Annotated in this window: 18 protein-coding genes, 1 tRNA gene and 2 pseudogenes; 4 read left to right on the top strand and 17 right to left on the bottom strand. The window is 67.1% G+C overall.

What is annotated here, in order from left to right; all coding sequences use genetic code 11:
- Positions 1-25: 25 nt before the first annotated feature.
- Positions 26-118 (bottom strand): annotated as a pseudogene (locus tag ABIE51_RS19340) (phosphoethanolamine transferase domain-containing protein); the annotation flags it as partial.
- Positions 119-348: 230 nt separating this feature from the next.
- Entirely contained in the window at positions 349-1,092 is a 744-nt protein-coding gene (locus tag ABIE51_RS08450) for a phosphatase PAP2 family protein (protein WP_192630384.1), read from the bottom strand.
- 275 nt (positions 1,093-1,367) lie between these two features.
- On the opposite strand from ABIE51_RS08450, the gene ABIE51_RS08445 reads away from it, so the two are divergent.
- From ABIE51_RS08445 to ABIE51_RS08430, 4 genes are all read left to right on the top strand, one after another.
- Positions 1,368-2,072 carry a response regulator transcription factor gene (locus tag ABIE51_RS08445; protein WP_115841012.1) on the top strand — a complete coding sequence of 235 codons (705 nt, stop codon included), beginning with the start codon at positions 1,368-1,370 and terminating at the stop codon, positions 2,070-2,072.
- On the top strand, positions 2,069-3,340 hold the full coding sequence (locus tag ABIE51_RS08440) for a sensor histidine kinase (protein ID WP_354503828.1): 1,272 nt from the start codon (positions 2,069-2,071) through the stop codon (positions 3,338-3,340). Before ABIE51_RS08445 ends, ABIE51_RS08440 begins: the two co-directional genes overlap by 4 nt.
- A gap of 66 nt (positions 3,341-3,406) precedes the next feature.
- Positions 3,407-3,823 carry a hypothetical protein gene (locus ABIE51_RS08435; RefSeq protein ID WP_192630383.1) on the top strand — a complete coding sequence of 139 codons (417 nt, stop codon included), beginning with the start codon at positions 3,407-3,409 and terminating at the stop codon, positions 3,821-3,823.
- A gap of 109 nt (positions 3,824-3,932) precedes the next feature.
- On the top strand, positions 3,933-4,382 hold the full coding sequence (locus tag ABIE51_RS08430) for a carboxymuconolactone decarboxylase family protein (protein WP_192630382.1): 450 nt from the start codon (positions 3,933-3,935) through the stop codon (positions 4,380-4,382).
- Positions 4,383-4,439: 57 nt separating this feature from the next.
- Here the strand turns inward: ABIE51_RS08430 and ABIE51_RS08425 are convergent, their stop codons facing one another.
- The 15 genes and pseudogenes from ABIE51_RS08425 to ABIE51_RS08355 all read right to left on the bottom strand — a co-directional run bounded on the left by ABIE51_RS08425 (position 4,440) and on the right by ABIE51_RS08355 (position 22,641).
- Positions 4,440-5,312 (bottom strand): RNA polymerase sigma-70 factor, encoded by an 873-nt coding sequence (locus ABIE51_RS08425; RefSeq protein ID WP_502913266.1) that lies wholly within the window; start codon positions 5,310-5,312, stop codon positions 4,440-4,442.
- A gap of 65 nt (positions 5,313-5,377) precedes the next feature.
- Positions 5,378-6,454: a DUF5671 domain-containing protein gene (locus ABIE51_RS08420; RefSeq protein ID WP_192630381.1), complete on the bottom strand. Its 1,077-nt coding sequence runs from the start codon at positions 6,452-6,454 to the stop codon at positions 5,378-5,380.
- Positions 6,455-6,619: 165 nt separating this feature from the next.
- The gene (pnp, locus tag ABIE51_RS08415) at positions 6,620-8,728 is read right to left on the bottom strand and encodes a polyribonucleotide nucleotidyltransferase (RefSeq protein ID WP_192630380.1); all 2,109 of its coding nucleotides are present in this window, start codon (positions 8,726-8,728) and stop codon (positions 6,620-6,622) included.
- Between the two features lie 231 nt (positions 8,729-8,959).
- Entirely contained in the window at positions 8,960-9,220 is a 261-nt protein-coding gene (gene rpsO / locus ABIE51_RS08410) for a 30S ribosomal protein S15 (RefSeq protein WP_115840657.1), read from the bottom strand.
- Positions 9,221-9,432: 212 nt separating this feature from the next.
- Positions 9,433-10,386, bottom strand: coding sequence for a tRNA pseudouridine(55) synthase TruB (truB, locus tag ABIE51_RS08405; RefSeq protein WP_192630379.1), 954 nt, complete (start codon positions 10,384-10,386; stop codon positions 9,433-9,435).
- A 191-nt stretch (positions 10,387-10,577) separates the two neighbouring features.
- Positions 10,578-10,964, bottom strand: coding sequence for a 30S ribosome-binding factor RbfA (gene rbfA, locus ABIE51_RS08400; RefSeq protein WP_192630378.1), 387 nt, complete (start codon positions 10,962-10,964; stop codon positions 10,578-10,580).
- Between the two features lie 62 nt (positions 10,965-11,026).
- Positions 11,027-13,639: a translation initiation factor IF-2 gene (gene infB, locus ABIE51_RS08395; protein WP_115840660.1), complete on the bottom strand. Its 2,613-nt coding sequence runs from the start codon at positions 13,637-13,639 to the stop codon at positions 11,027-11,029.
- Positions 13,640-13,728: 89 nt separating this feature from the next.
- Positions 13,729-15,216 (bottom strand): transcription termination factor NusA, encoded by a 1,488-nt coding sequence (gene nusA / locus ABIE51_RS08390; RefSeq protein ID WP_115840661.1) that lies wholly within the window; start codon positions 15,214-15,216, stop codon positions 13,729-13,731.
- A gap of 58 nt (positions 15,217-15,274) precedes the next feature.
- Entirely contained in the window at positions 15,275-15,850 is a 576-nt protein-coding gene (gene rimP, locus ABIE51_RS08385; RefSeq protein WP_115840662.1) for a ribosome maturation factor RimP, read from the bottom strand.
- A gap of 308 nt (positions 15,851-16,158) precedes the next feature.
- A tRNA-Met gene (locus ABIE51_RS08380) sits at positions 16,159-16,235 on the bottom strand.
- 78 nt (positions 16,236-16,313) lie between these two features.
- Positions 16,314-17,768 carry an NADH-quinone oxidoreductase subunit NuoN gene (gene nuoN / locus ABIE51_RS08375; protein ID WP_157029857.1) on the bottom strand — a complete coding sequence of 485 codons (1,455 nt, stop codon included), beginning with the start codon at positions 17,766-17,768 and terminating at the stop codon, positions 16,314-16,316.
- An 11-nt stretch (positions 17,769-17,779) separates the two neighbouring features.
- A complete protein-coding gene (locus ABIE51_RS08370) occupies positions 17,780-19,276 on the bottom strand; it encodes an NADH-quinone oxidoreductase subunit M (RefSeq protein ID WP_181902683.1) in 1,497 nt (498 codons plus the stop codon).
- Positions 19,277-19,327: 51 nt separating this feature from the next.
- On the bottom strand, positions 19,328-21,529 hold the full coding sequence (gene nuoL, locus ABIE51_RS08365; RefSeq protein WP_192630377.1) for an NADH-quinone oxidoreductase subunit L: 2,202 nt from the start codon (positions 21,527-21,529) through the stop codon (positions 19,328-19,330).
- A 155-nt stretch (positions 21,530-21,684) separates the two neighbouring features.
- Complete coding sequence (nuoK, locus tag ABIE51_RS08360; protein WP_192630376.1) at positions 21,685-22,011, bottom strand: NADH-quinone oxidoreductase subunit NuoK; 327 nt, start codon at positions 22,009-22,011, stop codon at positions 21,685-21,687.
- Positions 22,008-22,641 (bottom strand): annotated as a pseudogene (locus ABIE51_RS08355) (NADH-quinone oxidoreductase subunit J). Before ABIE51_RS08355 ends, nuoK begins: the two are co-directional and overlap by 4 nt.
- Positions 22,642-22,652: the final 11 nt, after the last annotated feature.

The raw sequence follows: 22,652 nt of genomic DNA, 5'->3' as shown, positions 1-22,652 counted from the left end.
CATCGAGATACACCGTGTAGCGGCTCATGAAGTGCGCGGCCATCGCGGTGACGGGGATCAGCACCGTCAGCACGGGACGCACCGTCCAGCGATTGAGCAACAGGCACAGCAGCAGCATGTTGAGCGCGCCGATCATCAGTACCAGGCTGAGTGCGACGCCCCATCCCGACGCGCCCTCGAACGCGCCCGTGCCGCCGACGGCACGGAAGAAGGCGCCATTGCAGAACACGGTGAAGAAGACGGCGGCGTAGAACGCGAGGCGTTCTACCGTCATTTCGGGGCGGATCGCGAGGAGCTGGCGGAACCGGCGCTGCGCTTCGTCGAACGGGCGACGCGAAACGATCGAGCTCATGCCTGCGTTCCCTGCGCGCGCGTGCCCGCTGCGAGTCGGCGCGAACGCACCATGGCCGGCCGGAACACCTGCCACGTCGCCACGGCGACGGTCCAGCAGATCGCCGCCGAGGCGAGGTCGTGCGAGGCGAAATGCGCGCCGCGCAATTGCTGCGCGATGCCGAAGAGCAGGCCCAGGCCAATGCCGGTGGCCAACCCCGCCCACCGCCAGCGCGGCCGCACCGCGCCGAGGAAGAAGTACAGCGAGAGCCACGCGTAGCCGCCCCCCGCGTGCCCGGCGGGGAAACACGCACCGCGCTGCAGGCCCAGCGGTCGCACGTCCCACAGGCCGACGAAGGGCCGCAGCCCGCCGTAACGCGTGAGGTCCCACGGGCAGTCCATGTTCGACCAGGACTTCACCCACGCCACGCACAGCACCGAAAGCGCGACGGCGAGGGCGAGGTACGCCAGTGGCGCGCGAAGCGGCGCCCACTCGACGCGACGTCGCGCGACGAGCCACGCCACCACCACGCCGATCCACAGCGCGATGCCGACATAGCGCCCGAACCGGTGGATGAGCGTCTGCGTCACGAACGCGTCGCGCAGCGCCCACTGTCCGCCCTGCAGCGCGTACAGGCGATCGGCCAGCCACTGGTCGCCACCGGACCAGCGCATCGCCAGCAGCGCCAATGCGAAGCCCAGCAGCGGCAGGAGCACGTGCGTGATCGCGAAGCGCACGCCGCCATGCGGCAGGACGTCCATCGGAAGGTTCTGGATTCGGGGACGTGCGTGCATCGGGATGACGGACGTGGAGGTCGCACTGCGCATGACGGAGCGGAAGGCATTCGGTGATCGGAACGCTGCGCATGCTCGCGACGCGGGTGTCGGAATGCGGTCGGATCGGCGCCCTCCGCGCGATGGCGTTCATCGGGCATTTCGCCGAGGCGATCCGGCCGCGATTCCGACGGCATTCCGATGCCGGCAGGCGCACAATGGGCACAGGCGCGTGCGCGCCGCCAGAAGAGGCAGAGACCGACATGCGCGTGCTGGTCGTCGAGGACAACCACAACCTGGTCGCCAACCTGTTCGAATATTTCGACGCGCGCGGCTATACGCTCGACGCGGCGCCCGACGGACCGACCGGCCTGCATCTGGCGATCACGACGGAGTTCGACGCCATCGTTCTCGACTGGATGCTCCCGCGCATGGACGGCCGCGAAGTGCTCAGCCGCCTGCGCGATGCCGGCCGCGACACACCCGTGCTGATGCTCACCGCGCGCGATGAACTGCCCGACAAGATCGCCGGATTTCGCGCCGGGGCCGACGATTACCTCACCAAACCCTTCCACCTGCCCGAGCTCGAAGTGCGGCTCGAAGCGCTGGTCGCCCGCGCACGCGGGCGCGGCCGCCACAAGGTGCTGCAGGTGGGCGACCTCAAGCTCGACATGGGCACGCTGGAAGCCACTCGTGCAGGCCATGCGCTGCACCTGTACCCCGCCTGCCGGAAGCTGCTCGAAGTGCTGATGCAGGCCAGCCCCGCCGCCGTCACGCGCGACCGCCTGGAACATGCGCTGTGGGGCGATGATCCACCCGACGGCGACATGCTCCGTTCGCACATCTACGAACTGCGCCGCAGCGTGGATGGGCCATTCGCGACGAAGCTGATCCAGACGCTGCCGCGCGTGGGCTATCGCATCGTCGCCGGCGATGTCGCAACGATCGCGAGCGAGGCCATCGAGTGAGCGCCAAGCGTTCCGGACTTCGTCGGCGCATCCTGCTCGGTCTGCTCGGCTACGTCGTGGTGCTGACCATTGCCGTGGTCATGCACGGCTTCATCGTGAACGAGCATGCCGAAAGCCTCGTATGGCAGACGCTGCTCGATTCGGAAATGGATCACCTGCTCGAACTTCACGAGCGCGATCCCACCTTCCCCTGGACGAACACCGAAAGCCTCGCGTTCTACGATGGCCACATTCCGGAAGACATGCCGCCGCCGCTGCGCGGCGTTCCGCCGGGCGTCTACGACGAGATCATGATCGACGGCGTGGAGCGCGTCGCGCTGGTGCGCGAAGTCGATGGCCGCCCGCTCGCGCTGGCTTTGGATATCACCGACCTGGAAGAACGCGAGTTCGACATGGGCCTGACGGTGATCGGCTCGGCGGTGACGCTGGTCGGGCTGCTGTGCATCGCGATCGCGTGGAGCGTCAACCGGCTCGTCAAGCCGCTTCGCGACATGGCCCAGTCGATCGCGGCACTTCGACCCGACCAGGCGGGCCAGCGCATCGCGACGCCCGATACGGCGAGTGCCGAACTGGTGGTCATCGCCGATGCCCTCAACGATTACCTGCAACGCAACGACCGCTTCGTCGAGCGGGAACGCGTGTTCATCGACAGCGCGAGCCACGAGCTGCGCACACCGGTGGCCGTGATCGCGGGTGCGAGCGAGATCGCGCTGCAGCAGCCGCATCTGCCCGAACCTGCGCGCGGGCAGCTGCTGCGCATCCAGCGCACGGCACGCGGCGTGGAAGAACTCGTGTCGCTGCTTCTCGTGCTGGCGAAGGACCCGGCGCGCCTGGCACGTTCCAGCGACCACGTTGCGCTCGACGAGCTGATTCCGGGCATCGTCGAGGATCATCGCCACCTCACGCGCGACAAGGACCTGCAGCTCGACATCGTCGGGCTGAGGCCGTGCGAGATCGTCGCGCCGTTGCCCATCGTCCAGGTCGCCATCGGCAACCTCCTGCGCAATGCGATCGAGCACAGCGATCGCGGGCGCATCACGATCCGGCTCGAAGCACCGGCGACGGTGATCATCGAAGATCCCGGCCACGGCATGACGCCGGAAGAGATCGCCCAGATCTACGCGCGCGTCGCCCGCGGTGGCGGACGCGATGGCGGCGGCATCGGGCTCGATCTCATCTCGCGGCTGTGCGAACACTTGGGATGGCGACTGGACTTCGCGTCCGACGAAGGCCGCGGAACCACGACCACGCTGCGCATGGCGAGCTGAGCCGCGCGCCTTGTCGCGCGCAGCGGGGCTGCGTAGGCTCGGCGTTCGCCATCGGAACCGCGCGACATGCACTCGGGCTGGAAGATCGCCGCACTCCTTGCGCTCGCCGCCTTCGCGCTGGGCTCGCTCGTCGTCGGCGCGCCGTATCTCGAAACAGCGCTCCCGGGCGGTCTGCCGCTCGGTAATGCGCTGGCCGCGTTCGGGCTGTGCGCGATCGCGGCGTGTGGCGCGTCGATCGCGCGTCGAGGCCTGGTGCGCAGGCTTTCGCTCCTCGCGCTGCTGGTGGCGCTGGCGTGGCTGCCGGTGTCGGTTGCGATGGCCGGCAACCTCGCGCTGGTGTTTTCCGGCGCGCGCGGCGATGCATGGATCGCGTGGAGCGCGGCCGTGGCGATCGCAACGGTCGCGTCGCTGGCGCTCGCGGTTCTGCAGCGGCTCGTGCTCGTCGTGTGGCCGCAGGTCGGCGTTTCGCCACGGGAACGGTGAGTCGCGGGCGCGTCCCCGGATAGCCCGGCCGGCCTGTCACAGCGCATGCCTCTCGTCCGTCCTTGTACATGAAGCGGCCACCGCGGCCGCCAACATGAGAGACAACGACATGAACGCTGCCACCGAACTCGATTACACCGCCCTCGCGCCCAGCGCCTTCCAGCACCTGCTCCAGCTCAGCACCGGCCTGCACAAGGGCCCGCTCGGCGCGAAGCTGGTCGAATGGGTGTCGCTGCGCGTCTCGCAGATCAATGGCTGCGTGTTCTGCCTGGACATGCATTCGACGATGCTGCGCAAGGCCGGCGAAAGCCAGCGCAAGCTCGATACCCTCGCCGCCTGGCGCGAAAGCCCGCTGTTCGACGCCCGCGAGCGCGCGGCGCTGGCGTGGACCGAAACGCTCAACGCCCTCGGCACGGCACAGGTGCCGCACGATGCGCTCGAGCAGGTCCGCGAGCAGTTCGACGAGCGCGAGGTTGCCGAGCTGACCTTCGCAGTCGCGGCGATCCGCGCCTGGAACGTGCTCAACGTCGGCCTGCGCAAGCCGCTGCCGGAAGCGTGAAGCGTCACAGCTCCGCGGAACCTCTCCCGCTCGCGGGAGAGGTTCGCTCGCGCGATCTCACGCCATCAGGCCGCGCAGCTTGTCGGGATTGAGCACCGATAGCACCTGTGCGATGCGGCCGTTCTCGTCGACGCCGATCGTGCTGATCGAATGCAGCTTTCCTTCGTGGAAGCGCAACAGCGCGGGCTCGCCGTTGACGTGGCCGATCCGGACTTCCTTTGCGCCAGTCGTGCGGCGCGCAACGGCCCAGTAGAGGTCGGCGATGCGCTGTGCGCCTTCCAGCGGACGGATCACCGCCGTGACCTTGCCGCCGCCGTCGGAGATGAGGCGTGCATCGGCCGCCAGCAACGCCATGATCGAATCGCGATCGCCGCGCTGCATCGCGTGCATGAAGCGCTCCAGCAGGCGACGGTGCGTGTCGGGCTCGACGGCGAATCGCGGGTGATCGCGCTGCACGCGCGTGCGGGCGCGGCTCACCATCTGGCGGCAGTTGGCTTCGGTATGGCCCAGCAGTTCGGCGATCTGCGCGTAGTCGTAATCGAAGACGTCCTTCAGCAGGAACGCGGCACGTTCTTCGGGCCCGAGCTTTTCCAGCACCGCGAGGAACGCCAGCGACACCTGCCCCGCCACGTCCGCCTGCTGCTCGGGGCCGGGCGAATCGTCGGCGGTCAGCGGCTCCGGCAGCCACGGGCCCGGGTACACCTCGCGCTCGTTGCGCGCCAAGCGCAGGCGGTCGATGCCCAGGCGCGTGGTGGTGGTCACCAACCAGCCTTCGAGGTCGCGGATCGTCGCGCGATCGGCCTGGTGCAAGCGCAACCAGGCGTCCTGCACGACCTCCTCGGCGTCGCTGCGACTGCCAAGCAATCGATAGGCCAGCGCCATCAGGCGCGGACGATGGGTTTCGAAATCGCTGTTCACTGCGGTGCACATGGGAAGGTCTCGAACGGTGCCTGCTCCCAGGACGGGCGGGCAGGCAGGTTCGTGACACTTCGGGTTCAGTCGTCCTTCTGTTCGGGGACGGTGAGCACGAAGCAGTGGCGGCCACGTGGATGGCGCCACTGGCGCTCCGCGTACACGGCGGCGTCCGCAATGGCGGCGCTGTCGGTCACGAAGTTTGCGCACAGCTGGTATCGCCGCGCATTGACGACCTGGTACTCGTACGGCTGCGCGTCGAACGGGTCCGCCAGGTTCACCCGCGCGCCGGGCTGCTGCGACAGCTCGAACAGCGTCGAGGGCAGCTCGCCCGTCCTGCGGGTCCAGCCCTCGATTTCCGCCTTCAATGCGGTGAGGTCCTCGATGCGTCGCTGGTCCTGCCGCGCCTGGCGGGCTTCCATCGGCGTGCGCATCACGAAGAACGCAGCCACCAGCGCCGCCAGCACCGCGACGCCCGCGCCGATCAACCAGCCCCGTCCCGACCACATGCGGCCGGGGCCGGCGCCTTCCTCGCGTCGCAGGTCCTGCAGGTAGTAGCCGAAGACGCTGCCGGCGAGCACGCCGACCACGACGACCTTCAGCACGAAGCGCGTTGTCAGCTCGCCGCCGAGCAGGTTGAACACGAGCGTGGTGAGGTCGCCTATGAGCACCGCTGCAGCGACGAACAGGGTCAGATAGGTGAGCCAGCGCCGCACCGGCGACAGGCGCTTGATCGGATCGCGCGCGACGTCGCGTCCGACGAACCACGACACGAACGCGAACACCGGAAACGCGATGATCAGCGCCGCGCACGACCAGCGAAGCGAGCTGTCGAAGCTGCGCCACGCGTAGTTCGGGTCGGCCGCGTCGGGCCAGGCGATGTTGATCAGGTCGAACAGCAGGCTGCCCAGATGCCAGGTCGCGAAGTACAGCGACGCGAACATCACCAGGTACAGGAACGCCTCGCGCGCCGACAGCGACGCACGCGGTCGCGGAACAGGCACGGCGAAGGGCACGTCGGCATACGCATCGATGACGCCGCGCGTCTGCTCGTCGCGCCATCCCGCGTCGGACAGCGCCTTTGCGATCGACGCCTTCGACTCCCCATGCAAGAGCGCTTCGTGGACGAAACGCTCCAGTTCCTGCGATCCCGACGCCATGCGGTTCCCTCCCGTTGGATGCGGGCAGCCTAGCAGGCGTCGATCCGCATCCGGAATCGCAAGCCCGGCACCGTGCCGCACCACGAAAGCCGCGCAAAGAAAAAGCGGGCCGAAGCCCGCTTTTTCGTACGTCCGGCGAAATCGCCGAAGGATCGAACGCCCGGCTTACTCGGCCGGAACGCCCTCGCCTTCCTCGACGGCCTTCATCGACAGGCGGATGCGGCCCTGCTTGTCGACTTCCAGCACCTTCACCTTGACCGTGTCGCCTTCCTTCAGCTTGTCGGAGACCTTCTCCACGCGCTCGCTCGAGATCTGCGAGACGTGCACCAGGCCATCCTTACCCGGCAGGATCGTCACGAACGCACCGAAGTCCATGATCTTGGCGACCTTGCCTTCGTAGATGCGGCCCGGCTCGACGTCGGAGGTGATCTGCTCGATGCGCGCCTTGGCGGCCTGCGCAGCGGCGGCATTCACCGACGCGATGACGATGGTGCCGTCGTCCTGGATGTCGATCTGCGTACCGGTTTCCTTGGTGATCGCCTGGATGGTCGAACCGCCCTTGCCGATCACTTCGCGGATCTTGTCCGGGTGGATCTTCATCGTCAGCAGGCGCGGCGCGTACTCGCTCAGCTCGCTGCGCGGCGCGGTGATGGCCTTCGCCATCTCGCCGAGGATGTGCAGGCGGCCTTCCTTCGCCTGGGCGAGGGCGACCTTCATGATCTCCTCGGTGATGCCCTGGATCTTGATGTCCATCTGCAGGGCGCTGATGCCTTCCTGCGAACCGGCCACCTTGAAGTCCATGTCGCCCAGGTGGTCTTCGTCACCCAGGATGTCCGACAGCACGACGAAGCGGTCGTCTTCCTTCACCAGGCCCATCGCGATGCCCGCGACCGGCGACTTCACCGGCACGCCGGCGTCCATCAGCGCGAGCGAGGAACCGCAAACCGAGGCCATCGACGAGGAACCGTTCGACTCGGTGATTTCCGACACGACGCGGATCGTGTACGGGAACTCTTCCAGCGTCGGCATCGTGGCGAGCACACCGCGCTTGGCGAGGCGGCCGTGGCCGATCTCGCGACGCTTCGGCGCGCCGAAGCGGCCGGTCTCGCCCACCGAGTACGGCGGGAAGTTGTAATGGAACAGGAAGTTTTCCTTGTACTCGCCCGACACGGCATCGATGATCTGGCCGTCGCGCGCGGTGCCCAGCGTGGTGACCACGATGGCCTGCGTCTCGCCGCGGGTGAACAGCGCCGAGCCGTGGGTACGCGGCAGCACGCCGGTCTTGCATTCGATCGGACGCACGGTGGTCAGGTCGCGACCGTCGATGCGGATCTTGGTGTCGAGCACCGAGTCGCGCATGGTGCGGTATTCGAGATCGCCGAACTCCTTGGCGTACTCGCCAGCCGACCAGCCCGAAGCTTCGGCGCGGCCCGACAGCTGTTCCCAGGTGTCCTTGCGGATGGCCGAGATGGCGTCGCGGCGCTCGGCCTTGTTGCGGATCTGGTAGGCCTGCTTCAGCGAAGCGCCGGCCGATTCGACGATGGCGGCGATCAGCGCGTCGTTCTTCGCCGGGGCGACCCAGGTCGACGGCTTGGTGCCGGCTTCCACGGTCAGCTCGTTGATGGCGTTGATGACCTTCTGCATCTCGCGATGGCCGAACATCACCGCGCCGAGCATCACGTCTTCCGACAGCATCTTCGCTTCGGATTCGACCATCAGCACGGCGTTGGACGTACCGGCGACGACCAGCTCCAGATCGGAGTCGGCCAGCTGCGTGGCGGTCGGGTTGAGGATGTACTGGCCGTTCTTGTAACCGACCTTCGCGGCACCGATCGGGCCCTGGAACGGCGTGCCGGCCAGCGCCAGCGCGGCCGAGGCGCCGATCAGCGCCGGAATGTCGCCGTCGATTTCCGGATTCAGCGACATCACCGTCGCGATGATCTGGACTTCGTTCTTGTATTCCTCGGGGAACAGCGGGCGGATCGGGCGGTCGATGAGACGCGAGATCAGCGTTTCCTTCTCGGTCGGACGGCCTTCGCGCTTGAAGAAGCCACCCGGGATGCGGCCACCGGCGTAGAACTTCTCCTGGTAGTCCACCGTGAGCGGGAAGAAGTCCTGCCCTTCGCGCGCGCTCTTGGCGGCGACGGCAGACACCAGCACGACGGTGTCGTCCATCTTGACGATGACGGCGCCGCTAGCCTGGCGAGCGATTTCGCCGGTCTCCAGCGTCACCTGGTGATCGCCGTACTGGAAGGTCTTGGTGATTTTTGCCACGTTGGGTTCCTATCGTTTCTGATGCGTTCCGGTCGAGGCCCCTGCCCCGCTCCGGTCGACCGCCCTGGGCGGTGCGTGTTCGGATGGTCTTGCGTGGATGCGCCGGGCGCGTCCGGGTGGTGCGCGGTGGAGACCGTGTGCGCGTTGCGCGGGTCCACCGGTACTGCGAAGAGGCGAGTGCACCTCAAAAACGAACCGCGGCGCATCGCTGCGCCGCGGTCGGTAGTGCGTTTAGCGGCGCAGACCGAGTTTCTCGATCAGGGCCTTGTAGCGCTCGTTGTCCTTGCGCTTCAGGTAGTCGAGCAGGCTGCGGCGGCGGTTGACCATCTGCAGCAGGCCGCGACGGCTGTGGTGGTCCTGCTTGTGGACCTTGAAGTGGCCGGTCAGCTGCTCGATGCGAGCGGTGAGCAGGGCGACCTGGACTTCCGGCGAGCCGGTGTCGTTGGCGCCGCGCTTGTTGTCTTCGATGATCTTGCTGGTGTCGATGGACATCGGGTTGTTGCCTCGTAGATGCGTGGCCTGCAGAAAGCGAATCGACCGGAATGAACCGCGCCGACGCACCGCCTGGCCCGCCGTTTGCTGGTGGAATGTTGCGAAGGGGTACTGATTAGGTGCTTGAAAAGCGGCGAAATTGTAACAGCAGCCCTACGCGAATGCGACCGCCGTGATGCGTGAAGATCGGGCGCGCCGATACGGGAGCCCGTTCACACGGCGGACGAGGCCGCCTGTTCAGCCCCGCTCTGGGCCGCCCATCGGAACAGCCGCTGCGGCGCCAGGCGCGTGCCCGTGCGCTGGCCGAGGCCCAGGCAGCGACCCTCCGGACCAAAGATGGCGACCAGTCCATCGGCCGCTTGCGCGCAATCAACGCCCTGCCCTTGCCCGAGCCGGCGCGCGGCGGAGGCGTCGACATCGACGCGCGGGAACTGCGACAGCCCGGCCTCGATCGGCAACAGCAAGTCCTCGATCGCTGCTTCGCCGTCGGATTCGCGCATCGCACGCAACGCGTCGAGCGTAATCATGCGTGGGGCATGGAACGGATCGACCCAGAGCCGGCGGAGCGTGGCGACGTGCGCGCCGCATCCGAGCGCCTCGCCGAGGTCGCGGACCAGGCTGCGCACGTAGGTGCCCGAACCGCATTCGACGTGAAGGCGCAGGCGCGGCCCGTCGCGCTCGATCAGCTCGAAACGATGCACGACGACGTCACGCTCCGGCGCCTCGATGGCTTCGCCACGGCGGGCCTTGGCATAGAGCGGCTCGCCGCCCTGTTTCAGCGCCGAATAGATCGGGGCACGCTGGCGGATCGGGCCGCGCAGCGGGGCCAGTGCGGCTTCGATGGCGGCATCGTCCAACGCGGGGACGGGGCGTTCGAGCAGCGGCGCGCCGTCGGCGTCATCGCTGTCGGTCGTGAGACCGAGCACCGCCGTGGTCTCGTAGGCCTTGGCCGAACCGAGCAGAAGGCCGGCGATCTTCGTCGCCTCGCCGAAGCACAGCGGCAATAGTCCGGTCGCCAGCGGATCCAGGCTACCCGTGTGGCCGCCCTTCTCGGCGCGGAACAGGTGGCGCGCCTGCTGCAGGGCCTGGTTGGAGCTCAGCCCCTGCGGTTTGTCGAGCAGCAGGATGCCGTCGAGCGGGCGGAAGCGCGTCTTGGCTTTCGTCATGGATCGTCCGCAGAAGGTCCGCAGGTCGCAGCGGGGTCGAGTTCGTCCGCCGAAAGGCGGGACGAGGCCCAGGCTCCCGTGGCGAATCCTGCGTGGATCCCCGGGGTCAGGGCAACAAGTCGATGAATCGGATGGAGGTCGGGCTGACGAACGGCAAAACCTGCGTCAGCAGGCGCACATGGCGGACTTACTTACTTGTCCGCGTCGCCCGTGTCGCCGCTAGCGTCTTCGGACACGGCCGGGTTGTCGCGCAACAGGTTGCCGATGCGCTCGCCACGATCGACCGAGTCGTCGTAGTGGAAATGCAGCTCCGGCACGTGGCGCATCTTCACCGCGCGGCCGAGCTGGTAGCGGATCTGCGGAGCCAGTTCCTTGAGAGCCTTTACGGCCTCCCGCGAACGCTCCTGCTGCAACGCGGTGACGAACACCTTCGCGTGCGCGAGGTCGCGCGTGACTTCCACGTCGGAGACACTGACGGACGGCAGGCCGTGCTCGCGCACGGCTTCGTGCACCAGCGTGCCCAGTTCGCGACGGAGCTGGGCGGAAACGCGATCGGTGCGGTGGAACGTTTTAGGCATAAATCCAATTGCTGATTGGGTGGAACGAGAAACGGGCGGGGATGAACCCGCCCGTTCCTGTCTTACAGCGTGCGCTGGACTTCGATGCGCTCGAAGCACTCGATCTGGTCGCCCGGCTTGACGTCGTTGTACGCCTTCACGCCGATACCGCATTCGGTGCCGTTGCGGACTTCGTCGACGTTTTCCTTGAAGCGACGCAGCGACTCCAGTTCGCCTTCGAAGATGACCGCGTTGTCGCGCAGCACGCGGATCGGCTTGTTCCGCTTGACCACGCCCTCCACGACCATGCAGCCGGCCACGGCGCCGAACTTCGAGCTGCGGAAGACGTCGCGAACCTCGGCGGTGCCGATGATTTCTTCGCGGATCTCCACGCCCAGGATGCCCGAGGCCACCTGCTTCACCTGGTCGATCACGTCATAGATGATCGAGAAGTAGCGCAGGTCCAGGCCGTTGGCTTCGATCACCTTGCGGGCCGAAGCGTCGGCACGCACGTTGAAGCCGATGATCGTGGCCTTCGCGGTGAGCGCGGCGTTGGCGTCGGACTCGGTGATGCCGCCCACGCCGGAGCTGATGACGTTGATGCGAATCTGGTCGTTCGACAGCGCGACCAGTGCCTGGCGCAGCGCTTCGACGGAACCCTGCACGTCGGCCTTGACGACAAGGTTGAGGCTCAACTGGCCCTCGCCCTTGCCCATCTGGGCCATGATGTCTTCCATGCGGTTGCCGGCGGCGGCGACCAGGCGCGATTCGCGGCGCTTGGCGTCGCGCTGCTGCGCCACGTCCTTGGCCAGGCGTTCGTCGTCGACGACCACGAAGTCGTCGCCGGCGTCGGGTACGCCCGACAGGCCCAGCACCTGCACCGGGATCGACGGGCCGGCCTTCTCGACCTGCTTGCCGTTCTCGTCGAACAGGGCGCGCACGCGGCCGTACTGCACGCCGCACACGAGGTAATCGCCCTTCCTGAGCTCGCCCTGCTGCACCAGCACGGTGGCGACCGGACCGCGGCCCTTGTCGAGCGCGGATTCGATCACCGTACCGTTGGCGCGGCCGGTCGGCATGGCCTGGAGGTCGAGCACTTCGGCCTGCAGGCTGATGGCGTCGAGCAGGTCGTCCACGCCGAGGCCGGTCTTGGCCGACAGCTCCACCATCTGCGTGTCGCCGCCGAAGTCCTCGGCGACCACGTCTTCGGCGAGCAGGTCGTTCTTGACGCGGCTCGGGTCGGCGTCGGACTTGTCGATCTTGTTGATCGCCACGATCAGCGGCACGCCGGCCGCCTTCGCGTGCTGGATGGCTTCGCGCGTCTGCGGCATCACGCCGTCGTCGGCGGCCACGACCAGCACCACGATGTCGGTCAGCTTGGCGCCGCGGGCGCGCATCGAGGTGAACGCGGCGTGGCCCGGGGTGTCGAGGAAGCTGATGACGCCCTTGTCGGTTTCCACGTGGTACGCGCCGATGTGCTGGGTGATGCCGCCGGCTTCGCCGGAGGCCACCTTCGTGCGGCGGATGTAGTCCAGCAGCGAGGTCTTGCCGTGGTCGACGTGGCCCATGATGGTGACGACCGGGGGACGCGGCGCCTTCTCGCCCTGCGTTTCCTCGACGTGGGCCAGCAGCGCGTCCTCGGCGGTCGCGGCGTCGGCCTTGACCACGACGTGGCCGAGTTCCTCGGTCACCAGCGCGGCGGTGTCGTGGTCGATCGACTGGTTGATGGTCGCCATGACGCCCATCTTGAACAGCGCCTTCACCACGTCGCCGCCCTTGAGCGCCATCTTCTGCGCCAGGTCGGCGACGGTGATGGTCTCGCCGATCGCCACTTCACGGACGATGGGCGCGGTCGGGCGCATGAAGCCGCTGCCCGAACGGGCCTGCTCGGCGTGACGGCGCGTCGGCTTGGACTTGCCGCGCGTGTTGCTCGAACGGCGCGCGCGATCGGTCGCGCTCAGGTGCATCTGGCCGGCGAAACGGTTGGTGCGGTCGTCGTCCTCGACGGTCGCGACCATCGCGTGCGAACCGCGCGTCTTGTGCGCCGGGGCGCCGCGGGCGGCTTCGGGTGCACGGGCCGGGGCGGCCGGCTTCGGATGGCCGTGGCCGTGGCCATGACCGCTGGCAGCGGGCTTGCGCACCGGCTCGTCGGCATCGCCGGCTGCGGCGCTGGCATCGGCCAGGCGGGCGCGCTCTTCTTCCTCGGCCTTCTGGCGCGCGGCTTCCTCGGCCTCGCGACGCGCGGCATCGAGCTCGTCGGCGCGACGCTTGTCGTCGGCGGCCAGGCGCTGCTGCTCGGCGAGGTTGCGCTGCTTGGATTCCTCCAGCTTGCGCAGGATGTCGGCGCGCTCGTCGCTCTCGGACATCGGCTGCGAGTCGGTCGGCTTCACCAGCGTGACCTTCTTGCGCACCACGACGTCGACGGTCGTCTTGTTCTTGCCGCCGCCGACGGTGATTTCCTGCTTCCGGCTGCGGTTGAGCGTGATCTTCTTCGCCGCGTCGCCCGGCTCGGCCTTGTCCTCGGCCTTGCCATGGGCACGCTTGAGGAAGCCGAGCAGCTTGACTTTCTCGATGCTGGTGACGACCTGGTCGGGGCCGCTGAAGGTCATGCCGGCCTCGGCCAGCTGCTCCAGCAACTTCTCGACCGGCGTGTTCACCAGTTCGGCCAGCTTGCGGATGGTGGTTTGCTGCGACATTCGGATTCGGTGTCCTCGTGGCGCGGGACGGGTCCCGCGCGTGTTGGCGTCATTCTAGCCCGGGGGTGCCAGGCGAGCCGACGCGGTATTCATTCGAACCAGTGCTTGCGCGCTTCCATGATCAGCGCGGCGGCACGGGCCTCGTCGATGCCTTCGACATCGGTCAGCTCGTCGGTGGCCATGTCGGCCAGGTCGTCGCGGGTGACCACGCCACGGGCGGCCAGCGCATAGGCGGTGGCCTCGTCCATGCCGTCCAGCTCGAGCAGGTCGGCCGCCGGCTGGTGCTCGTCCAGCTCTTCCTCGGCCGCCAGGGCCTCGTTGAGCAGGGCGTCGCGGGCGCGCGAGCGCAGTTCCTCGACGATGTCCTCGTCGAAGCCCTCGACCGCCAGCAGCTCGCCGACCGGCACGTAGGCGATTTCCTCGACCGTGCTGAAGCCTTCCGACACCAGGATGCCGGCGATTTCCTCGTCGACTTCCAGCTTGTCCTGGAACAGCTGGCGGGCCGAGGCCTGTTCGGCCTCCGACTTCGCCGTGACCTGGTCCTGCGTCATCACGTTCAGCTGCCAACCCGACAGGCGGCTGGCCAGGCGCACGTTCTGGCCGCCCTTGCCGATCGCCTGCGCCAGGCGGTCTTCCGCCACGGCCAGGTCCATCGAGTGCTTCTCTTCGTCGACGATGATCGACTGCACTTCGGCCGGCGCCATCGCGTTGATGACGAACTGGGCCGGATTGTCCGACCACAGCACGATGTCCACGCGCTCGCCGTTGAGCTCGTTGCTCACGGCCTGCACGCGCGAACCGCGCATGCCGATGCAGGCACCGATGGGGTCGGTGCGGTTGTCGTGCGCGACCACGGCGATCTTGGCGCGGTCGCCCGGATCGCGCGCGCAGGCCTTGATCGACACCAGGCCCTGGCCGACTTCCGGCACCTCGAGCTTGAACAGCTCCATCATGAATTCCGGCGCCGCGCGGCTGATGAACAGCTGCGGGCCGCGGGGCTCGCTGCGCACGTCGAACAGGTAGCCGCGCACGCGGTCGCCGGTACGCAGCACGTCGCGCGGGATGCCCTTGTCCTTCGGGATGATCGCCTCGGCGTTGCCGCCCAGGTCGACGTAGATGTTGCCGCGCTCCACGCGCTTGACCACGCCGGTGACCAGCTCACCCACGCGATCCTTCCACGCGTCCACGACCTGCTGGCGCTCGGCTTCGCGCACGCGCTGGACGATGACCTGCTTGGCGGCCTGGGCGGCGATGCGGCCGAATTCCGGGTTTTCGATCTGCTCTTCGATGTAGTCGCCGACTTCCACGCCCTCGACTTCGTCGATGGCGTCCATCAGGCGAACCTGGCGGTCCGGCGATTCCATGACGACGTCGTCGGCCACGACTTCCATGCGGCGGAAGGTCTCGTAGCTGCCGTCCTTCTGGTCGATGGTGACGCGCACCAGCACGTCCTCGTCGTGGTAGCGCTTCTTCGCAGCCGAGGCCAACGCGGCCTCGATGGCCTCGAAGATGACCTCGCGGGGCACGCCCTTCTCGTTGGCGACTGCATCCACGACCAGCAACAGTTCCTTGCTCATCTCTCTGACTCCGCACGGTCGGCGACTCGCGCCGCCGGCTTTGATGGTGATTTGGTGATTACTTCTTCGCCTTCGAAGCGCCGCCCTTGGGCGCGCCCTTCGCCGGCTTGTCCTTGCCCGGCTTGACCGGGGCCATTCCCAGCGCGGCCCAGTCCGGGACCAGGCGCGCCTTGTCGATATTTCCGAATGCGGTGACGAACTCGTTGCCGTCCACGTCGAACACCACGTCGTTGCCCTGCACCCGCACGATGCGGCCCTGAAGGCGGCGGCGGCCGTCCTGCGGCAGCTTCAGGCCGACCTTGGCGGTCTCGCCCGCGAAGCGCGCGTAGTGCGCCAGCGTGAACAGCGGACGGTCGATTCCCGGGGAGGACACTTCCAGCGTGTACATGCCGCTGATCGGATCCTCGACGTCGAGCTGCGCCGAAACCTCGCGGCTGACCGCTTCGCAATCCTCGATGGTCACCGAACGCGGCTGCCCGTCCTCGCCCACGGCTTCATCGGCCGGCACGTCGATGTACAGGCGCAGCACGGCGCTGCCGGGAGACGGCAGGTACTCCGCACCCAGCAGCTCGACGCCCAGCGACGCGACGGTCGGGGCGAGCAGGTTGGCGATTTCGACAGCTTTATCGGCCACGCGAACTGACTCCCATGAAACCGGCACCGTGTTGACGCCGCGGTGCCTCGATGCAATGCAATACCCAGCAAAACGCCTCTGCGCACACGTTCTTCCGAAGCACGCATTCCAAAGCAGTTACTTCCGGATCGCGAGCCCACAAGCGCGAAAACGACAAAGGGCCCTTGCGGGCCCCTTGTCCGTACAGCTGGATTTCGGTGTGGTCGCGTGAGCAGTGCGCGACCACCAAGCCCGAGCCTTTGGCCTGGGAAGGTCCGGATTCCGGACCTTCCGCCGGCGTGAGTCCTGAAGACTACGCCTGCCGAAGCTGGTAGCGGGGGCAGGATTTGAACCTGCGACCTTCGGGTTATGAGCCCGACGAGCTGCCAGACTGCTCCACCCCGCATCAGGCCGACCATCATAACGGCCGACTAAAACATGCGCAACCCCGATTCATGAATCAAATCGGATTTGCGCGAAAAAACTATCCCGCGAACGCCCGCTGGCACCACGCCATGATCGGATTCCACGCGAGGCCCAGCGCGAGCAGCGCCAGTGCATTCACCCCGAAGGTGATGCGCAGGGGGCGATTGTCGGTGGCTTCGATGCCCTGCCCTTCCGGCTCGTCGAAGTACATCGCCTTGATCACGCGCAGGTAGTAGAACGCGCCGATCACCGCGAAGACGACGCCGACCAGCGTCAGCCACAGCATGTCGCCCTGCAGCGCGGCGCGCAGCACGGCCAGCTTCGACCAGAAGCCGAGGAACGGCGGCACGCCGGCCAGCGAGGCCATCACGCACAGCACCAGACCGGCCATCCACGGATTGCGCGCATTGAGGCCCTTGTAGTCCTCGATGCGGTCCGCTTCGAACCCACGACGCGAGAGCACGACGATCGCGCCGAAGGCCGCGGCCGACATGATCGCGTAGCTGATCGCATAGAACAGCGCCGCCGCGAAGCCTTCGCGCCCCCCGCCGGCCAGGCCAACGAAGAGGAAGCCCACGTGCGAGATCGTCGAATAGGCGAGCAGTCGCTTGAAGTTGGTCTGCACCATCGCGCTGAGGTTGCCGATGGCCAGCGACAGCACCGCGAGGATCGCGAGCATCAGGCGCCACTGTTCCTCGAACGCCGGCGCACCAATTTCAAGCAGACGGTACGTCATGCCGAACGCGGCCAGCTTCGGCGCGGAGCCGATGAACAGCGTGATCGGCGTCGGCGCACCGTGGTACACGTCCGGCAGCCACATGTGGAACGGCGCGGCGCCGAACTTGAACGCGATGCCGGCGACGATGAACACCACCGCGGTGATCAGCATCAGCGTGTTGCCTTCGGCGATGCGCTGCTGCGTGGCGGTCGCGATCTGGTCCAACTGCAGCGAACCGGTGGCGCCGTACACCAGCGACAGGCCGTACAACAGCAGGCCGGACGCCAGCGCGCCGAGCACGAAGTACTTGATCGCCGCTTCCGACGCGAGCGGGCTGTCGCGATCCACCGCGACCAGCGCATAGGAGCACAGCGCCAACATTTCCAGGCCGAGGTACACCATCACCAGGCTGCCGGACGACACCAGCAGCATCATGCCGGCGATGGCGAACAGCATCAGTACCGAGACCTCGCCCTTGTACAGGTCGCGGGCGCGCAGGTACGGCCAGGTGTAGATCATCGACAGGATGCCGACGACGCCGATGGTCACCTTCATCACGTCGGCAGCGGTATCGCGCACGAACATGCCGTTGAGCACCGTGCCGTGGCCGCCCACGCCAGTGGCGACCATGAAGGTGGCCACGGCCAGGACCGCGATGGCGAACAGGTGGCTGACGACGCGGCGGCGCTCGTCGACGAACAGGTCGAGCATCAGCAGAGCGAACGCGCCGAGGATCACCACCAGCTCCGGCAGGAGCGGCAGCAGGTCGGCGGCGGAGCGGACAGGCATGTTCATTCGCTACAACCTCAGAGCTTCGACGCGGCGATCTGGGTCGCCAGGTTCGCGATGGCGGGTTCCATCAGGTCGGTCAGGGGCTTGGGCCACAGGCCCAGGATCAGCACGCCGGCGGCGAACACACCCAGCACGAAGGCTTCGCGTGCATTGATGTCCTCGAGCTCGGCGACATGCGCGTTGCCCACTTCGCCCCACATCGTGCGCTTGACCAGCCACAGCGTGTAGGCCGCGCCGATGATCAGCGTGGTTGCCGCGACGAAGCCGATCAGCGGGTGCTGCTGGAAGCTGGCCAGGATCACCATGAACTCGCCGACGAAGCCCGAGGTGCCCGGCAGGCCCGAGTTGGCCATCGCGAACAGCACGACGAACGCGGCGAACCACGGCATCACGTTCGCGACGCCGCCGTAATCCTTGATCATGCGTGTGTGCATGCGGTCGTACAGCACGCCGACGCAGGAGAACATCGCGCCCGACACGAAGCCGTGGCTGATCATCTGCACCATCGCGCCCTGCAGGCCCAGGCGCGCACCGTCGGTGTTGCCGGCCTCGCGCACCAGCGCGAAGGCTATGAACGTGCCGAGCGTGACGAAGCCCATGTGCGAGACGGACGAGTACGCGATCAGCTTCTTCATGTCGTCCTGCGCCAGGGCGACCAGGCCGACGTAGACCACGGCGATCAGGCTCAGCGCGATCACCAGCCACGCCCACTCGGCGCCGGCGTCCGGGACGATCGGCAGCACGAAGCGGATGAAGCCGTAGCCACCGATCTTCAGCATGATCGCGGCCAGGATCACTGAGCCAGCGGTCGGCGCTTCCACGTGCGCATCCGGCAACCAGGTGTGCACCGGGAACATCGGCACCTTCACCGCGAAGGCAATGAGGAATCCGAAGAACAGCCACATCTGCTCGGTCGCCGTCAGCGGCAGCGCGTACATGTCGGCGAGCTGCCAGCTGCCGCCCTTCAGGTACAGGTAGATCAGGCCCAGCAGCATGAACAGCGAGCCGAGGAACGTGTACAGGAAGAACTTGATCGACGCATACACGCGACGCGGGCCGCCCCACACGCCGATGATGATGAACATCGGGATGAGCATGCCTTCGAAGAACACGTAGAACAGCATCGCGTCGAGCGCGGCGAACACGCCGACCATCAGGCCTTCGAGGATCAGGAACGCGGCGTAGTACTGCGCCACGCGCTTGTCGATCGAAGTCCACGCGCCAATCATCGCCAGCAGCGTGGTCAGCGTGGTCAGGGCGATCAGCGCGACGGAAATGCCGTCGACGCCAAGGTGGTAGCGGATGTCGTAGGCCGGGATCCAGTTACGGTTCTCGACGAACTGCATCGCCGGCGTCGTCATGTCGAAACCGGTGAGCAGCGGAATGCTCGCCAGCAGCGCGAGGAACGCGATGCCGGTGGCGAACCAGCGCGCCGCGCCGGCGCGCTCGTTGCCGAATGCCATCGTGGCCAGGCCGCCGATGATCGGCAGCCAGATCAGCAGGCTGAGCAGGAAGGAAGTGCTCTGCAAGGGCTCGGGGTTCACGTCGGGTCCTTGTCCTAGTTAGTGCCAGTGGCGGATCAGTGCGGCCAGCAGAACAATCAGGCCGATGATCATCGCGAACGCATAGTGGTAGAGATAACCCGACTGGATGCGGCGGGTCAGGTTGGCGACGAGGTCGACGACGCGGGCGCTGCCGTTGACCACCGCACCGTCGATGACGTGCGAGTCGATGGCGCGCGATGCCTTGCCCAGACCCAGGCCGCCGCCGGCGAAACCGCCGATCCAGAGCTTGTCGAAGCCGTACTTTTCCTCGAGCACGCGCACCGGCCAGGCGAAGATGCGGCGCGCCTTGGCGGGCAGTTCCGGCTTCCACCAGTACATGACGGTCGCGAGCACGAAGCCGGCCAGGGTCAGCCAGAACGCAGGCGCCTTGAAGCCGTGCAGCGCGTAGGCGACCGGACCGTGCCAGACCTCCTCGCCCACCCTGGCGACAGTGTCGCGCGCGGCGCCCACGTCGATGGCGCCGAGGAAGAACGGCAGCTGCTTGTGATGGCCGAAGACGTCCGTGCCGAACAGCATCGGCCCGACGGTGAAGAAGCCGATCAGCACCGACGGGATCGCCAGCAGGATCAACGGCAGCGTCACCACCCACGGCGACTCGTGCGGCGTGTGCGCATGGTGGTCGTCATGGCCATGGCTGTCGCCGTGCTTCGCGTGCGCATCGTGCGTGACGTGCGCGACCGGCGCGCGGTGCGCGTCGTGGCCGTGCTGCTCGGCGAGCTGCGACTCGTGCTCGGTCGAGTCCGCTTCCGGCGCGACATAGTGGTCGGGCACCGGATCGTGGAAGCGTTCCTTGCCGTGGAAGGTCAGGTACAGCAGGCGGAAGCTGTAGAACGAGGTCACGAACGCGCCCAGCAGCACCGCCCAGTACGCGTACGTCGCAATCCAGTTGTGCGCTTCATGCGCGTGCTCGGCGGCGGCCTCGATGATGGTGTCCTTCGAGTAGAAGCCGCTGAAGAACGGCGTGCCGATCAGCGCCAGCGTGCCGATGAGCATCGTCCAGTACGTGATGGGCATGTACTTCTTCAGGCCGCCCATGCGACGCATGTCCTGCTCGTGGTGCATCCCGATGATCACCGAGCCGGCGCCCAGGAACAGCAGCGCCTTGAAGAAGGCGTGCGTCATCAGGTGGTACACGCCGGCGCTGTACGCCGACACGCCCAGCGCGACGGTCATGTAGCCAAGCTGCGACAGCGTCGAGTACGCGACCACGCGCTTGATGTCGTTCTGCACGATGCCGATCAGGCCCGTCCAGAACGCCGTGGTGGCGCCGATGAAGAGCACGAAGTACAGCGCGGTCTGCGACAGCTCGAACAGCGGCGACATGCGCGCGACCATGAAGATGCCGGCGGTCACCATCGTCGCGGCGTGGATCAGCGCGGAGATCGGCGTCGGGCCTTCCATCGAGTCCGGCAGCCACACGTGCAGCGGCACCTGCGCCGACTTGCCCATCGCACCGATGAACAGGCAGATGCAGATGAAGGTCATCAGCGACCAGCCGCCGACCGGCGCCAGCCAGCTGCCGGCCTCGGCCAGCGCGGGCCACGCGTTCTGCATCTGTGCGGCGGCCAGTGCGGGCTCGCCGGCACGCGCGAACACCGTGCCGTAGTCCAGCGTGTTGAAGGTGTACAGCACGCCGGCGATGCCGAGCAGGAAGCCGAAGTCGCCCACGCGGTTGACCAGGAACGCCTTGAGGTTCGCGAACACGGCGGTCGGGCGCTTGAACCAGAAGCCGATCAGCAGGTACGACACCAGGCCCACTGCTTCCCAGCCGAAGAACAGCTGCAGGAAGTTGTTGCTCATCACGAGCATCAACATCGAGAAGGTGAACAGCGAGATGTAGCTGAAGAAGCGCTGGTAGCCGTCGTCCTCGGCCATGTAGCCGATGGTGTAGATGTGCACCAGCAGCGAGACGAAGGTGACGACCACCATCATCATCGCGGTGAGCTTGTCGACCATGAAGCCGACGTGCGCTTCGATGCCGCCGACCTGGAACCAGGTATAGACGTTCTCGTTGAACGGCGAGGCGCCCTGCAGCAGCTGCCACAGCGTGTACATCGACAGCGCGCAGCTGACCGCCACGCCGAGGATGGTCACCCAGTGCGCACCGGCGCGGCCCACCTGGCGGCGGAACAGGCCGGCGACGATCGCGCCGAAAAGTGGCGCGAGGACGATCAGCAGTAGAAGGTTTTTAGATATCACGGCTCATTTCCATTGCGTCGTCGTACTGCACCAGATCTCTATCCGTTGGCCATGCCATCCATGGCGGAACGCTTCGGGCTTCGGGTCGCCCTGCCCGACCATCCATGGCCGGGCGTTCGCCGCCGCGCGAGCCAGTGGCTCGCAAGCGCGGCGGCTCACCCCTTCATCGAATCGATTTCGGCCACGTTGATCGTGCGGCGGTTGCGGAACAGCGTCACCAGGATCGCCAGGCCGATGGCGGCTTCCGCCGCGGCCACCGTCAGGATGAAGAACACGAACACCTGGCCGGCCGGATCGCTCAGCTGGCGCGAGAACGCCACGAAGTTGATGTTGACCGACAGGAGCATCAGCTCCAGCGACATCAGCAACATGATCACGTTCTTGCGGTTGAGGAAGATGCCCGCGACGCTGATGCAGAACAGCACCGCGCCGAGCGCGAGGTAATGGCCGAGCGCAAGCCCGGCGCCGAAGAATTCGCTCACGGCTTGCCCTCCTCTGCCGGGGTTTCCGCCGGGACGACCGGCTTGACGGCATCCATCTTCACGACGCGGACGCGGTCGGCGGCGCGCACGCGTGCCTGGGCCGACGGACTCTGGTGGCGCGCACCGACACGACGGCGCAGCGTCAGCGTCACCGCTGCGATCACGGCGACGGTCAGGATGACCGCGGCGACCTCGAACGGCAGCAGGAACTGCGTGAACAGCGCACGCGCCAGCCACTGCGTGTTGCCCGCTGCGGACGGATCGGCCGGGAACCCGGTCGCGACGCTGGCCTTGACGCCGATCAGCGTCAGCATTTCCACCAGCATGATCACGGCGACGACCAAGCCGAGCGGCAGGTAGCGCACGTAGCCTTCGCGCAGCGGCGCGACGTCGATGTCGAGCATCATCACCACGAACAGCAGCAGCACCATCACCGCGCCGACGTAGACCCAGGATGAGCGCGACGCCGAGGAACTCGGCACCGGCGATGATCCAGGTGCAGGCGACGGAGAAGAACGTCAGCACCAGCAGCAGGACCGCGTGCACCGGGTTCTTGACGCTGATGACGCCGACCGCGGCCATCGTGGCGACGGCGGCGAAGACGAGGAAGGCAATCTGGGCGAGATCCATGTTCGTCAGGC

This window comes from Lysobacter sp. OAE881, from assembly GCF_040546665.1.
Taxonomy (GTDB): Bacteria; Pseudomonadota; Gammaproteobacteria; order Xanthomonadales; family Xanthomonadaceae; genus Lysobacter_J; species Lysobacter_J soli.
The sequence above is the reverse complement of the archived record's forward strand: the minus strand, read 5'-3'. Positions and strand labels throughout refer to the sequence as shown.

What these genes read in the sequence shown, in the direction of transcription:
- ABIE51_RS08450 (WP_192630384.1), bottom strand. Translation starts at nt 1,092, where the DNA reads ATGGACGTCCTGCCGCATGGCGGCGTGCGCTTCGCGATCACGCACGTG.
- ABIE51_RS08445 (WP_115841012.1), top strand. Translation starts at nt 1,368, where the DNA reads ATGCGCGTGCTGGTCGTCGAGGACAACCACAACCTGGTCGCCAACCTG.
- ABIE51_RS08435 (WP_192630383.1), top strand. Translation starts at nt 3,407, where the DNA reads ATGCACTCGGGCTGGAAGATCGCCGCACTCCTTGCGCTCGCCGCCTTC.
- ABIE51_RS08430 (WP_192630382.1), top strand. Translation starts at nt 3,933, where the DNA reads ATGAACGCTGCCACCGAACTCGATTACACCGCCCTCGCGCCCAGCGCC.
- ABIE51_RS08425 (WP_502913266.1), bottom strand. Translation starts at nt 5,312, where the DNA reads ATGTGCACCGCAGTGAACAGCGATTTCGAAACCCATCGTCCGCGCCTG.
- ABIE51_RS08420 (WP_192630381.1), bottom strand. Translation starts at nt 6,454, where the DNA reads ATGGCGTCGGGATCGCAGGAACTGGAGCGTTTCGTCCACGAAGCGCTC.
- rpsO (WP_115840657.1), bottom strand. Translation starts at nt 9,220, where the DNA reads ATGTCCATCGACACCAGCAAGATCATCGAAGACAACAAGCGCGGCGCC.
- truB (WP_192630379.1), bottom strand. Translation starts at nt 10,386, where the DNA reads ATGACGAAAGCCAAGACGCGCTTCCGCCCGCTCGACGGCATCCTGCTG.
- rbfA (WP_192630378.1), bottom strand. Translation starts at nt 10,964, where the DNA reads ATGCCTAAAACGTTCCACCGCACCGATCGCGTTTCCGCCCAGCTCCGT.
- infB (WP_115840660.1), bottom strand. Translation starts at nt 13,639, where the DNA reads ATGTCGCAGCAAACCACCATCCGCAAGCTGGCCGAACTGGTGAACACG.
- nusA (WP_115840661.1), bottom strand. Translation starts at nt 15,216, where the DNA reads ATGAGCAAGGAACTGTTGCTGGTCGTGGATGCAGTCGCCAACGAGAAG.
- nuoN (WP_157029857.1), bottom strand. Translation starts at nt 17,768, where the DNA reads ATGAACATGCCTGTCCGCTCCGCCGCCGACCTGCTGCCGCTCCTGCCG.